Origin of the sequence: Pantoea sp. Cr_R13, assembly GCF_029222565.1 — a bacterium.
Lineage (GTDB): Bacteria > Pseudomonadota > Gammaproteobacteria > Enterobacterales > Enterobacteriaceae > Pantoea > Pantoea eucalypti.
Window position 1 is genome coordinate 104,112 of sequence record NZ_JARHXL010000016.1, and the last position, 12,774, is coordinate 116,885.

The following is a 12,774-nucleotide window of genomic DNA, read 5'->3' on the forward strand; positions in this document are numbered from 1 at the left end:
CAAACCACTTTACTATACTTTTGCATTTGGTTTTTTATGCTGTTTGCTGACTGGACTTATTGTGATTTTTATCCAACTTCATATTATTTAATTTTTCCAGTATGGAGATAGTCATGGAACAAACTCTCTCGGTAAAGCTTATTGAGAAAAGTAAAGCGACTGATTTTCAGCAGGCCGTTTCTGAAGTATTGATCGATAACAAACCGACGGGTATCACTATAAAAGGACAGGTACTCGAAGCCTCCGTTAAAGTCGACAATGATAGGTATATTCTTTTCACAACGGATGATGTGATCTTTGAAGAGTTTCTTACTGTTACTCTCATCAGCCTGAGTCAGGGTATTGTTGAAAGTTTACAGGTTGGCAATGCATATTCGTCAGGTTCTTTCGAGGCGCTGTCTGTCAATCACGAAATCATTGAGTTCAATTTCATTGGCGGGTCTGTCTGGACAATTAAAGTGAACGACTCGCCAAAGCTCCGTATCCCTTTCTTTTCGGATCCGCGTGACGTAAAACGCTCTTCAGGTCTGAAAGCGTATCTGAAGATAGATGCAAAGCCATCGCCCTCCCCTGCATAAAAAACCATTTAGCAAAAGCAATTGTTATACATTTAGGTGTACCAACAATTTTATAATCAATAATTTTCATTTAAATTCACAAAGATAAAAAATCCATTCAGACTTCGCCAGCCAAATAAATTAAAGGGTTACGTTCCTGTATTCACCACACAGCCAGATCACATAGTGGTTAAAGAATCACCAGTAATTACTCCATAGAGCACATCCTTGAGATATGCTGTTTTTGACAAGAGAAAGAACGCAATAAAAAAGGCCACGATTAGTATCATGGCTTTAGCGTTTAATATTATAACTTACAGATTATGTGACATAGTAATCATGCTTCCCCTTTTAGCTTATCCATTAGATAAGCGATAAACCAGGCAAGTATAAAAAAACCAAAAAAACCAACAATTTTTAATGGCCAGCCTTCAAATATAAACAACGAGAAAAATGCTGCGAAGGAGCAGATCCCCGTGGAGAAAGCTTCAACCACATTAGTAGTTTGTATACCTATGAACTTACCGAATTTTAGTAGAAATGATTTTGCAGAGTTCATTCTGTATACCTTTACACATTAATGTATGGCTGTTGATGTACATCAGATAGGGTTCAAGTGGCTTCTCAACAAGAAAATAGACCATATCCAAATTCAGTCGGGAAACCTTAGAATAAGTCTTTGGGAATCTGCTTTGCATCCATCTTGATGCAAGTGAAGCCTCTTCGATTAACCCTTGAATCATGAGAAGGTTCAACGATAGCGACGAACCAACTCTCACAAATCGCTTAAAGGTCTCAGCAGTAACAATACGAGTTAATATTTTTTTAGCTATAAACTGGGCCAGAATAAATTGTGAACCTACCCTTCCCCCTAGCCTGCCAGCACCATAACCCAGCTTACCATCAATAGCTTGCTTACTCTCATTATCGAGCTTTGCATAAAAATCGAAAATCACAATAGTAACCAGTTGTCGGATTGGTTCATGCCTGTCTGTAGTGGCCTTAACCAACCGCATAAATCGTTCTGTTTCCCTTCGATTCCGGTTCTTAATATCGCTCCCGGCAAGGCCGCTACCCTGCCATGTTCTTTTAACTCCCTGATACATGCCCGAAGGAATCGATGACATACCATCCACAATTCCATAAGCAATTTGCTTTGCGTCCATACTCTTCCTTATAAGCAAATTATGTCCAGGGTTGAGAATATCTAATCTGACGCAGGATTTCCATTGGAACTATATTCCAGCAAAACCACTAATTAGACCCCATGTTAAAAATTGATTTATATAGTTATTTAACGATTATAATTATAAACATGTTATCTAAAAGACGAGCCATTTAAATATACATAAACAGAATTATTTTAAGCTATAAAAGTAAGTTATGTTTTTCTTTAGCTCCTTTTGGAGATCCTATTACTAAAAATTCCTGAAATCCTTTTCACTCTTTTCAATTGTCGAACTTTGGCAGAAACTCAGCACCGGCTGGCTTGTTGTACGATTTCGCGGCGTCCAGGTGATTGTCGTGGTGTCGCTGTCCAGCTGCATCTTTGTGACCCGCTGGCCGTGCACCTCCACGCCCGGACGCAGTGACTGGACACAGGTACGGTCAGCAGAAGAAGCTATATCGAAAGCGCTTTTCGCTAACCGTGACGTAATAAAATCGGTGTTGGGCGGAGGCAGGCTCGGAGGCAGGCTGACTATTCGCAATGCATCTGGCAAAGCAATCGGCTATGGTTTCCGGCGCGGAGGTAGCCAGCGAATAGTCATGAAAAATGTGAGAGTTGTTATCGAGTTTCAGCAATATAACGGCAAACCCTACTACATTCTCACAGCATTCCCGGATTTATAGGTAGAAAATGCAAAAATTCCACTTTCCTGACCAACTGATTTTCGGTTATTTCAATCATGACGCAGACATCATCAATGATGGCGAGGATACGATCGAAGGCATAGTGCGGCTTTTCAAAAAGTCAGTTCCAGACTGGATGCTCAACGATCTTGTCGAAGAAGTTGACGATTTTATCTCAGCCTATGATGGCAATGTCGAAAAGTAATTCAGGAGAAGATATGGGTTTGATTTTGCCCCTGAACTTTGGGAAACCACGGCTCATGAATTCCTGATGACTGTTCGTCAGATCTCTTCAGAGAAATAAGGCTTTCAGGAGTACATTTTCCTGGTTCATGATTACCAGCTCCATCATCGAACTCCTGAAAACCCTACGGGCTATTTGTGTTTCCAATTTTTTCCTAGAGTCAGAATCTACCCATTCCATACCCAATCTTTCAGCCACCGGTTTAAGCTCTTTTCGAGAGCCCCTCTCAGCACATCGCCCTTAAAACCCAAAACCCCCAATGCTTTTATGACCACCAGCGCTTTCCCACGCACCATCTCAGCGCACTAATTCTTTGCACTTCATCACACTAAACCTTTAAGCCATCTCATTACCTGTTGATAGTAATGCTTATTTTTATTGGCACATTTTCTGCTTAATTCTCTTCATACACCTATGTACTGGCATATCGGTCTCAGTAATCTGGCATTAGCAGCAGGCAACGGTTTGGATCTGCGCAATGCCAGAACAGTGTGTAAACAGAGCAGACTGATTTCAGCTGTGTAGCAGAGCGTAATGTGGAGACATAATAATGACCTCAATTAGCGAACCGGTGGTAATAGCAAAACACAGCAAGTGGGTGCAGCTTCTACTTGGACTGATTTGCATGGCGGCTATTTCCAGCCCGCAGTACGTCTGGACGCTGTTAACCAAACCGATGATTGCCAAACTGGGCGTCGGACTGGCGGAACTGCAGGTCACATTCTCGCTGCTGATTATTCTGCAGACCTTTTTTTCTCCCTTCCAGGGACGGCTGGTTGAGCGCTTTGGTCCACGTTTGCTGATCTCCATCGGTACGCTGATGGCGGGCTTCAGCTGGGTAATCGCCGCCCGGGTCGATAGCCTGACTGCTCTCTATCTGGTCTATGGCTGCCTGGGCGGACTGGGTACGGGAATTGTGTATATTGGCGTAGTGGGACTCGTGATGAAGTGGTTTCCACAGCAACGCGGTTTTGCCGCCGGAACCGTGGCGGCGGGCTACGGTATGGGTGCGATTTTTACCACCTTCCCGATTTCCATTTCTCTTAATAGCTACGGGCTGGAACAGACGATGACGACATTTGGTCTCATCTTCGCCGCTGTGGGACTTCTCGCCAGCCAGAACCTGAGGCTGCCTGAAAGCAGCGCGATGATGCCGGTCAGCAACACATCGTCACCCGTACGAGGCCAGCGCCAGTTTAAATCCAGAGAAATGCTGCGCCAGCCGCTGTTCTGGCTGATGTTCATGATGATGACCATGATGTCGACCTCAGGACTGATGGTCACTTCGCAGATGGCAATTTTTGCTGAAGACTTTGGCATCAGCAAAGCAGTCGTTTTCGGTATGGCCGCCCTGCCCCTGGCGCTGACCATTGACCGTTTCACAAACGGTTTAACGCGTCCCCTGTTTGGTTTTATTTCCGACCGCTACGGCCGCGAAAATACCATGTTTATTGCCTTCGCACTGGAAGGTGTCGCGATGACGTTGTGGCTCGCCTGCCGTGAAGATCCCGTGCTGTTCGTACTGCTTTCAGGCGTCGTGTTCTTCGGGTGGGGTGAAATCTTCTCGCTGTTCCCCTCCACACTCACCGATACTTTTGGCAGTGAAAATGCCTCCACGAATTATGGCTGGCTCTATATGTCTCAGGGAATTGGCTCGATCTTTGGTGGTCCGCTGGCGGCGCTGATGTATCAGCACACCCATAACTGGCACCTGGTCTTTGGCTGCGCGATTACCTTCGACTTTATCACGGCCGGTCTGGCGTTGTGGGTGCTCAAGCCCTGGCGTGCACGCTTTATGCACGCGCAAAATAATCGTGCACATTAATTGTCGGTGAGTGACATCGCTGAATGAGATCAGAACTGAACAGGCATCTTCTGCGTTCTTACAATGCATCGTCAGGACGGACTGATTCTGATGTCAGGCTCTGATGGAACCCGTAGTAACCACTTAAAGCGCAAAAACAGCCGGGACTGCTGATGTCCCGGCCGGCGCTGACGATCAGAAACTGTAATCAACAGCCGCGAAATATCTGCGGCCATCTTCGTTATAGCTGTAGTCGTCGCGGTTGAGATCTTTATCGGTCAGGTTCAGAACGCCAGCACGGATTTTCACCGCTTTGTTCACCTGATATGACCCGCCGGTATTCCAGGTGGTATATCCGCCTGGTGTTGCATTGCCATCGGTCACGGTGCGGCTCTTGCCTTTGTAATTCGCGGAAAGATAGAAGCTCCAGTCCTCCAGCGGTTTCCAGTCAAGCGTCGCATTTGTCGTGTGGAACGGCAGTTCAGACAGCGGTTTGTTGCCACCGTTACTCAGATCGCGGGCGTCATTGTAGGTGTAATTCAGCCGGAGATTCAGCTTGTCGGCGACCGGCAGACCGAGCTCCGTTTCCAGCCCGCGGATCCGTGCTTTATTCACATTATAATAGCGGAAGATCGGATTGCCGCTGGCATCAAATCCGGCAAAATTTGGATAGGATGGCGCCAGACTGCGGTTGGCGGTGCGGATAACCGTAATCATGTCGTCGATGTCGTTCTGAAACACCGTCGCGCTGGCGGTAACATCTTCAAGCCACCCTCTCTGACCGGCGTAATAGAGTCCGAACTCCATGCTTTCGCTGGTTTCTGCTTTCAGATCCTTATTGCCCACCACATTGCAACTCCCGCGGCATGAACCACTGAGCCAGTCCGGGCTCAGCTGAAGCAGAGAAGGCGCTTTGAAAGCGGATGCCCAGCCGCCTTTCACTGTGACCGCATCGGTGGCGTTGTAGACCAGATAGGCACGCGGGCTCCAGTTGACGCCGTAGTTCTCGTGGTCATCCATGCGTACGCCGCCAGTCAGCGTCAGGTTTTCGAAGATGTGCCATTCATCTTCCAGGAACAGCGCGTACTGATTAGCCTGCACGCTGCCGCCATTTTTCATATTGACCGCATCTTCCAGCTTATCGTTGCGGTATTCGCCGCCGAACGTCAGGAATTGAGTGTAATCACCCAGCGGGATCACAACTTTGCCGTCGAGAGCGTTGTTTTTCGAGGTAATGGTTTCGGCGTTTTTGTTCTCGATTTTTTCACCGTAGAAACGCAGTTCGGTATTCGCCACTCCCCAGCGGCCAGCATGGCCAAGCGAGTAGTTTTCGCGCTCGATACGGTTTTTATCCAGCGTGTCGGAATCCCGATCCTGACGATCCATCCCGTAACCGAACGTGATGTCCTGATCTTTATCCGGCGTCAGTGAGAATTCCACATTAGCATTGCGCGATGTGTAACCTTCAATGCGCGGCTGACCATTGCTGCCACTGGCGGAACTGGCCTGATCTTTGTTGCGTTTACCCAGCGCACCATAAACTTTCACGCCCAGTAAATCATCAACCAGCGGGCCGCTGGCAAAGAAATTGCCGTTGCCGCTGTCACCGCGATCGCGATGTTCCTGAACGGTGGTGTCTGCGCTCAGCGTGCCGTGCCACTGGGTGCCGACTTTACGGGTGATGATGTTGACCACACCACCCAGCGCATCGGATCCATATAAAGAGGACATCGGCCCGCGCACCACTTCAATACGTTCGATCGATTCTGCCGGGATCCAGCTCAGATCAAAATCGTTATGGCGGAAAACCGCGTTGCGGGAATTTACGCGTTTGCCGTCGACCAGGATCAGCGTGTAGCTGCTACCCAGTCCGCGGATGCTGACACCCTGTCGGTTATCGCTTTCATTGGTGAGCTGTACGCCGGGAACGTCTTTCAGCACCTCTTTGAGGTTTTGTACCGGTTTTCTCTGCAGATCTTCGCGTGTGATTACGCTGATACTGGCGGGGGCATCTTTGAGATTTTGTTCGACAGAGGAGGCTGTAACCACCATCTGATCTTCATTTTCTTTCACCTCGCTGGCCTCTTCCGCCATCACCGGCATCGTGGCAGCAATCAGTTGTGCAAACAGCCCTGCTTTAACGGCAGGTGTAAATTTAGTCTTAACCATTTTGTCTCTCCGAGAGGTAAAACGCCCCGGCAGCCGGGGCAAAGTTCCTTTTACTTTGTCCAGTAAGTGCCGGTCGGTTCGACAGCGAGGAACTGTTTATAAAGTTGTTTTTGTGTTTCCTGCGGATCGAGCCCGGCAAACTTTTGCGGATAAAATGCTTTGGCAAAGTACTGAACGGCCAGCACGTTATAGGGAGAGTTGTAATAGTTGTGCCAGATACCAAAACTGCGCCCCTCTTGCACGGCTTTCAGCGTGCTGATGCCTTTACGCGCCATCAGCGGCTTCAGGCTGGCGCTTGCCTGTTCTGGTGTGGTCTGCGCACCCAGCACTAAACTGACCGGCTGTGGATCGCCCGCTTTGGGCGGTCTGGCACCGCCACTGACCAGATAGACATCCGGCTGCGCGGCAATGACTTTTTCCAGATTCACCTGACCGAGCGCGCCCGGCAGCAGAGGTTTGGCGATATTCACGCCACCCGCCAGATCGATAAAATCACCCATGTTGCCGTTACCGGCTGAGCGGCAACATTCATCTGCTGTGGAGGCTCGCAGTTCGATAAAGACTTTCGGTTTATTCTGCAGCGGGATATCGCGGGTCACATCGGTGACGCGTTTAATATTTTCCTGATAGAAGCGGATGTACTCCTGCGCCTGTTTCTCACGATTCAGTACTTTGCCCAGCAGTTCCATACTCGGCAGAGTGTTTTTGAGCGGAGAGGTGCGGAAGTCCACAAACACCACGGGCACACCGGCGTTTTGCAGCTGTTTCACCAGCTCACTTCCTTTGCCGGGACCGTGACCCGACAAACCGAAAATCGCCAGCTGAGGATTCAGCGTCAGCACTTTTTCAGGGCTGATGGTGTCGGCACTGGTCGTGCCGATCAACGGGATGTTGTCGATTTGCGGGAACTTCGCCCGATAGGTGGCGTAGGTTTGCGGGTCAAGTTTACGGAAATCGCCCTGCCAGCCGACGATTCGGTCAAACGGTTTCTGGCCCTCAAGCAGCGAAAGAGCGAAGAACAAGCGGCCTTCTCCGAGTACCACACGCTGAACATCATCCGGCACGGTAACCGTGCGTCCCGCAACGTCTGTGACGGTGACCGCCTGTGCCGTTACACTGAGCAAACCGAACGTGAGGCCTGCGAATCCGGCAACCATCTGCTTGCCAGAAAGCACTTTTACTAGTTTCTGAGGATAATTCATCTTCTTCCGATTCCTTTGCGTTTCCCTGAAGAGAATCGAACAATAATGTAAACGATAACTATTATCAATTACATTTACATTTGTGCGCAACCCGATGATTGAGCGCACTAAAGCGCCCATAAACAACGGTCAGAGAGTCACAAAACTGAAAGATGAATAGCGTGAACGAGGCTGCGCATTCCATTACTGCAGTCTCGTGATCATAAAAGTAGAAAGCGCTCAGCGGGAGAACCATTGCCGGAACAGCTTGATTTTCGTCTGAATCACCAGGACTGAGTCTGTTATTTTTTATCTTTCCCTCACCCTCAGGTGACTTAACAGGGACGCTGAGAAAGCCAGGTGTGGATTTAAACGGTCAAACCCACACAAACGGTCATAAACAGTCACGCCATAGCAACAATGTCTATATAGTTTATTAACCCTTTTGGTGATTGCTACCTGCCGTATAAGGCTAATTATGTGAGATCAATCACTAAATAATGTAATGAGCCGCAATATTTTTCATGAAATATTTCGACTTCATCACCTTATAAACGCCAGCGCAATTTACCCACGTGGACTCCTGCCCAGTCCACATTTTCCCGTGTCTGCTTCCAGTACTTTATATCCATCGGAGGATAAGTATGTTGCCGATTGAAAGACAGCAAAGAATTATTAATGAGATTAATATAAATGGCCGGGTAATTGTCTCAGAACTGGTCACTCTGTGTCAGGTTTCACAGGAAACAATTCGGCGTGATTTAAGCCAGCTTGAAAAGCGAGGTTTATTACAACGCAGCCATGGCGGCGCCGTTCTGATAAAAAAACAGAACACTGGCACACAAGGAAATAGCAGAATCGCTAACCAAAGTGAATTAACTTTTCGGCAGCGAATTAACGAGCACGTTGATGAAAAAATGATTATTGCCAAACGCGCGCTCGACTTTATCAGTCCCGGCGACTGTATTTTACTGGATAGCAGTACCACCTGCTGGTATCTGGCGCGACAGTTGCCAGACATTGAATTAACGGTATTAACCAATTCGCTGCGCATCGTACAGACGCTTGCCGCTCGCGGCAGTATTCGCACTATCTGTCTGGGCGGTGAATATTCCGATCGTGATGAGGCTTTCCATGGGGTGGTGGCTGAGCAACCACTGCGGGAATTTCAGATTAATAAAATATTTTTTTCCTGTAGCAGTCTGGGTAACGACGGATATTTACGCGAAGGCAATGAGAATAATGCGCACCTGAAACAACAGATGCTGCTGGCCGCCGAAAAAAAACATCTTTTAATGGATGGCAGTAAATTTCTCCGGCCCTCGTTCGCCCGAATATGTCATTACCGCGATGTCGATTTTCTTATTACTGACCAATTAAAAGATAAAGAGCTTGAACAGGAACTGGCGTGGAATGGCGTCAATGTCATCGTCTGTTCACAGCGTTATCAATCCATGCAGCTAATTAAAAATTAACCCGGAGTCTGTATGAAAAAACATCTTATCGCCTGCTCTTTACTTGCTCTGTTTGCCGCCACGGGCGCGCAAGCTGCTGATAAATTGCGTATGGGTATTGTGGTCAAAATTGGCGGTATTCCCTGGTTCAATGCCATGGAAACCGGCATTAAAAGTGAAGCAGCGAAGCGCGGTATTGATGCGTGGATGGTCGGACCTACTGCCGCTGACCCGGCACTTCAGGTGCGTGCCATTGAAGATTTGATTGCGCAGAAAGTCGATATCATCGGCGTAGTCCCCAACGATCCAAAAGTGCTGGAGCCAGTGCTGAAACGGGCACGCGATGCCGGTATCGAAGTCATTACCCATGAGTCTCCCGGTCAGCAGGGCGCCAACTGGGATTTTGAACTGGTCGATGCGATAACCCATGGCATCAATCATATGAAAGCACTGGCGAAGTGCATGCACGATGAAGGCAAATACGCCATGTATGTGGGCAGCCTGACGGTGCCGCTGCATCAGCAGTGGACTGACGCCGCACTCGCTTATCAGAAAGAGCACTACCCCAAAATGCAGCTGGTCACCGACAAATTTGGCGTTGGTGAATCACTGGATGACTCCATCCGTACCACGAATGAGCTGATGTCAAAATATCCCGATCTGAAAGGCATCCTTGCGTTTGGTTCGCAGGGGCCAATCGGTGCCGGACGTGCGGTCATGAACCGTAAAAAAATCGATCAGGTTTGTGTCCTTGGCTCTTTCAGTCCGGGACAGGGTGCCTCCCTGGTTCAGCGTAACGCCATCAAAGGCGGCTACATCTGGAATCCTGAGACCGCGGGCGAAGTCTTTGTGCGTATTGCCGACATGATGCAGAAGAAAGAGCCGATTACTGACGGCATGACGATTGAGGGGCTGGGCAAGGTAAAAGTGGATGAAAAGACCCACACCATTCTCGGTAACAACACAGAGAGTCTGGATAAAGAAAACCTGCCAAAACTGGTAAAAATGGGGCTTTGATATGCAAGAGGTCACTCCACAGACACTGATTGCGCTCGATAACCTGTCGAAAACATTTGGTGGTAACCGCGCGCTGAGCGATATCTCCCTGACTTTACTGGCAGGCGAAGTGCACTGTCTCGCTGGCACCAACGGCTGTGGCAAGAGCACTCTGATCAAAGTGATTTCCGGGGTGCACGCCCCGGACAGCGGCAGCCGCATCACCCTGGGCGACGGCGCGCCACTGCCGCGCCTGACTACCCGGCAGGCGCGCGACTTCGGTATCCAGGTGATTTATCAGGATCTGTCGCTGTTTCCCAACCTGAGCGTGGCAGAGAACATCGCCTTTGAGCATAACCTCAACGGCCTGCTGCGCTGGCACCATCGCGCACGCCTGCGGGAAAGCGCGCGCAACATTATTACCGAGCTGAAGTTTGATCTCGATCTGGATGAGAAGGTCGCAGCGCTCTCCATCGCGCAGCGTCAGCAGGTGGCGATCTGCCGTGCCCTGGTCGCCGATGCGCGGCTGGTGATCATGGATGAACCCACCGCCTCTCTGACCCGCACCGAAGTGAATCAGTTGCTGCGAACCGTGCGCTATCTGAAAGATAAAAATATCTGCGTGGTGTTTGTCAGCCACCGTCTTGATGAAGTGCTGGAGATTTCTGACCGCGTTACGGTAATCCGTGACGGGCGCAAAATGGGCTGCTGGCCCGCGCGGGAGATGACGCCGCACCACCTGACGGAGCTGATGACCGGTCTGAAACTCGACTATCAGCTGAAAGCGCCGACGCGCAACGATGACCGCGCCATTCTGGAGATAGAGGATTTAACCCGCGCCGGCCAATATCACAACGTCAATTTTAAATTGTATGAAGGCGAGGTGCTTGGGCTGTGCGGCCTGCTCGGCTCCGGACGCACTGAACTGGCACTCTCACTATTCGGCATGACACGTCCCGACAGCGGTAAAATCTGGCTCGACAGTAAGCCGGTACGCTTTCGCGGCCATGAAGATGCAATCAAAGCGGGTATCGGCTATGTGTCGGAAGATCGCCTGACACTGGGCCTGGTGCAGCAGCAGTCGGTGGCAGACAACATGGTGTTGCCGATTCTCGACAAACTCCAGAACCGGTTTCACCTGATTGATGAATACCGCAAGAACAAGCTGATCCTGCAGTGGATACAGCAGCTTGGCGTGCGCGTGGCCGATCCGAACCTCGCCATTTCTACCCTCTCCGGCGGCAATCAGCAGAAAATTGTGCTGGCGAAATGGGTGCTGACGCAGCCGCGTATTCTGATCCTCGACTCGCCTACCGTTGGGGTAGATGTGGGTGCCAAGGCCAGTATTTACCAGTTGATCCATGAGCTGGCGAAAGAGGGCCTGTCGATCATTCTGATCTCCGATGAGGTGCCAGAGGTCTGGTACAACTGCGACCGCATCCTGCATTTCCGCGATGGCACGATCCATGCCGAATACCAACCTGATAGCGTCGAGCAGCAGCAGCTGGCGGAGGTGATCAATGCCTGACTTTTCCCGTTTTCGTCCGCACTCCAGTCAGGGCTGGCTCGCCTGGGTACTGCTGGCATTCATTCTGTTTTTCTCGGTTGCCAGCGATCAGTTTCTCACCATGCAGAATCTGCTGGATCTGGCTGAGAGCTATGCCGTCACCGGCATCTTTGCACTGGGTCTGTTTGTGGTGCTGGTCACCGGCGGTATTGATATCTCCTTTGCGGCTGTCGCCTCCGTGGTGCAGTACCTGCTTGCGTCACTCTTTGTGCAGTTCCAGTTCGATAATGCGCTGCTCAGCATTGTGCTGGCGGTGATGTGCGGCACGCTGTTCGGCGTAATCAATGCGCTCCTGATTACCACGCTGCGGGTGGTCTCCATCATCATCACCATCAGCATGCAATCGCTGCTGTTCGGACTGCTGATGTGGGTAACCGGTGGCCGCAGCCTCTATTCGCTGCCGGAGTGGTGGATCACGCTGCGCAACGTGCTGCCGTTCAGCTGGCAGGGAGAGAGCTTTCAGGTGGGCCTGCCCCTGGTCACGATGCTGCTGATTGCTGCAGTAACGGCCCTGCTGCTGAACAAAACCAATCTGGGCCGTCAGCTTTACGCCGTCGGAGGGGATGCGGAGTCAGCCCGTCGTATTGGTATTCGCGTTGGACTGATCCACGTTTTCGCCTATGGCTGGCTGGGCGCGATGGCGGCGATTGGCGGGCTGGTACAGGTCTATCGCATGGGCGAAGTGGTGCCGAATGCGCTGGTTGGCGGTGAGCTTGATGTCCTGGCGGCGACAGTGCTGGGCGGCGCCAGCCTGATGGGCGGCAAAGGCACAGTCAGCGGCACACTGATGGGGGTTTTCCTGATCGCCATTCTGAAGAACGGCCTCAATCTGGTGGGAGTATCGAACTACTTCATGAATATCGTGGTTGGCGGCGTCATCATGATTGCGATCGCCGTGACCCATTACAAAAAACGCGAAGAAACTGACGTCAGTTTCGTGTGACAGAGGGC

The 12,774-nt window shown here is 50.2% G+C and carries 12 protein-coding genes; 8 read left to right on the plus strand and 4 right to left on the minus strand.

What is annotated here, in order from left to right:
• Nucleotides 1-113: 113 nt before the first annotated feature.
• Nucleotides 114-578: a hypothetical protein gene (locus tag P2R09_RS16605; protein WP_275771349.1), complete on the plus strand. Its 465-nt coding sequence runs from the start codon at nt 114-116 to the stop codon at nt 576-578.
• Between the two features lie 316 nt (nt 579-894).
• Here P2R09_RS16605 and P2R09_RS16610 read toward each other — a convergent pair whose 3' ends face one another.
• A complete protein-coding gene (locus P2R09_RS16610) occupies nt 895-1,116 on the minus strand; it encodes a hypothetical protein (RefSeq protein WP_187512831.1) in 222 nt (73 codons plus the stop codon).
• On the minus strand, nt 1,079-1,723 hold the full coding sequence (locus tag P2R09_RS16615; RefSeq protein ID WP_275771352.1) for a hypothetical protein: 645 nt from the start codon (nt 1,721-1,723) through the stop codon (nt 1,079-1,081). Before P2R09_RS16615 ends, P2R09_RS16610 begins: the two co-directional genes overlap by 38 nt.
• A gap of 385 nt (nt 1,724-2,108) precedes the next feature.
• Between P2R09_RS16615 and P2R09_RS16620 the strand changes: the two genes are divergently transcribed.
• The 3 genes from P2R09_RS16620 to oxlT all read left to right on the plus strand — a co-directional run bounded on the left by P2R09_RS16620 (nt 2,109) and on the right by oxlT (nt 4,477).
• Complete coding sequence (locus P2R09_RS16620; RefSeq protein ID WP_275771411.1) at nt 2,109-2,408, plus strand: RNase A-like domain-containing protein; 300 nt, start codon at nt 2,109-2,111, stop codon at nt 2,406-2,408.
• Nucleotides 2,409-2,415: 7 nt separating this feature from the next.
• Nucleotides 2,416-2,613: a contact-dependent growth inhibition system immunity protein gene (locus P2R09_RS16625; RefSeq protein WP_275771354.1), complete on the plus strand. Its 198-nt coding sequence runs from the start codon at nt 2,416-2,418 to the stop codon at nt 2,611-2,613.
• Between the two features lie 589 nt (nt 2,614-3,202).
• Nucleotides 3,203-4,477 (plus strand): oxalate/formate MFS antiporter, encoded by a 1,275-nt coding sequence (gene oxlT / locus P2R09_RS16630; RefSeq protein ID WP_003850320.1) that lies wholly within the window; start codon nt 3,203-3,205, stop codon nt 4,475-4,477.
• 174 nt (nt 4,478-4,651) lie between these two features.
• On the opposite strand, the gene cirA is transcribed toward oxlT, so the two are convergent.
• Together cirA and P2R09_RS16640 are read right to left on the minus strand one after the other, a co-directional pair.
• Nucleotides 4,652-6,625, minus strand: coding sequence for a catecholate siderophore receptor CirA (cirA, locus tag P2R09_RS16635; protein ID WP_275771356.1), 1,974 nt, complete (start codon nt 6,623-6,625; stop codon nt 4,652-4,654).
• Between the two features lie 50 nt (nt 6,626-6,675).
• Nucleotides 6,676-7,782: an ABC transporter substrate-binding protein gene (locus P2R09_RS16640; protein ID WP_275771413.1), complete on the minus strand. Its 1,107-nt coding sequence runs from the start codon at nt 7,780-7,782 to the stop codon at nt 6,676-6,678.
• Between the two features lie 668 nt (nt 7,783-8,450).
• Here P2R09_RS16640 and P2R09_RS16645 point away from each other — a divergent pair.
• The 4 genes from P2R09_RS16645 to P2R09_RS16660 are packed head-to-tail and all read left to right on the plus strand — an operon-like array spanning nt 8,451 to nt 12,766.
• Nucleotides 8,451-9,281, plus strand: coding sequence for a DeoR/GlpR family DNA-binding transcription regulator (locus P2R09_RS16645; protein WP_008926749.1), 831 nt, complete (start codon nt 8,451-8,453; stop codon nt 9,279-9,281).
• Nucleotides 9,282-9,293: 12 nt separating this feature from the next.
• Nucleotides 9,294-10,277 carry a substrate-binding domain-containing protein gene (locus tag P2R09_RS16650; RefSeq protein ID WP_275771359.1) on the plus strand — a complete coding sequence of 328 codons (984 nt, stop codon included), beginning with the start codon at nt 9,294-9,296 and terminating at the stop codon, nt 10,275-10,277.
• A gap of 1 nt (nt 10,278) precedes the next feature.
• A complete protein-coding gene (locus tag P2R09_RS16655; RefSeq protein ID WP_275771361.1) occupies nt 10,279-11,784 on the plus strand; it encodes a sugar ABC transporter ATP-binding protein in 1,506 nt (501 codons plus the stop codon).
• Complete coding sequence (locus P2R09_RS16660) at nt 11,777-12,766, plus strand: ABC transporter permease (RefSeq protein WP_275771363.1); 990 nt, start codon at nt 11,777-11,779, stop codon at nt 12,764-12,766. The genes P2R09_RS16655 and P2R09_RS16660 overlap by 8 nt, the downstream gene beginning before the upstream one ends.
• The last annotated feature ends 8 nt before the right edge of the window (nt 12,767-12,774 follow it).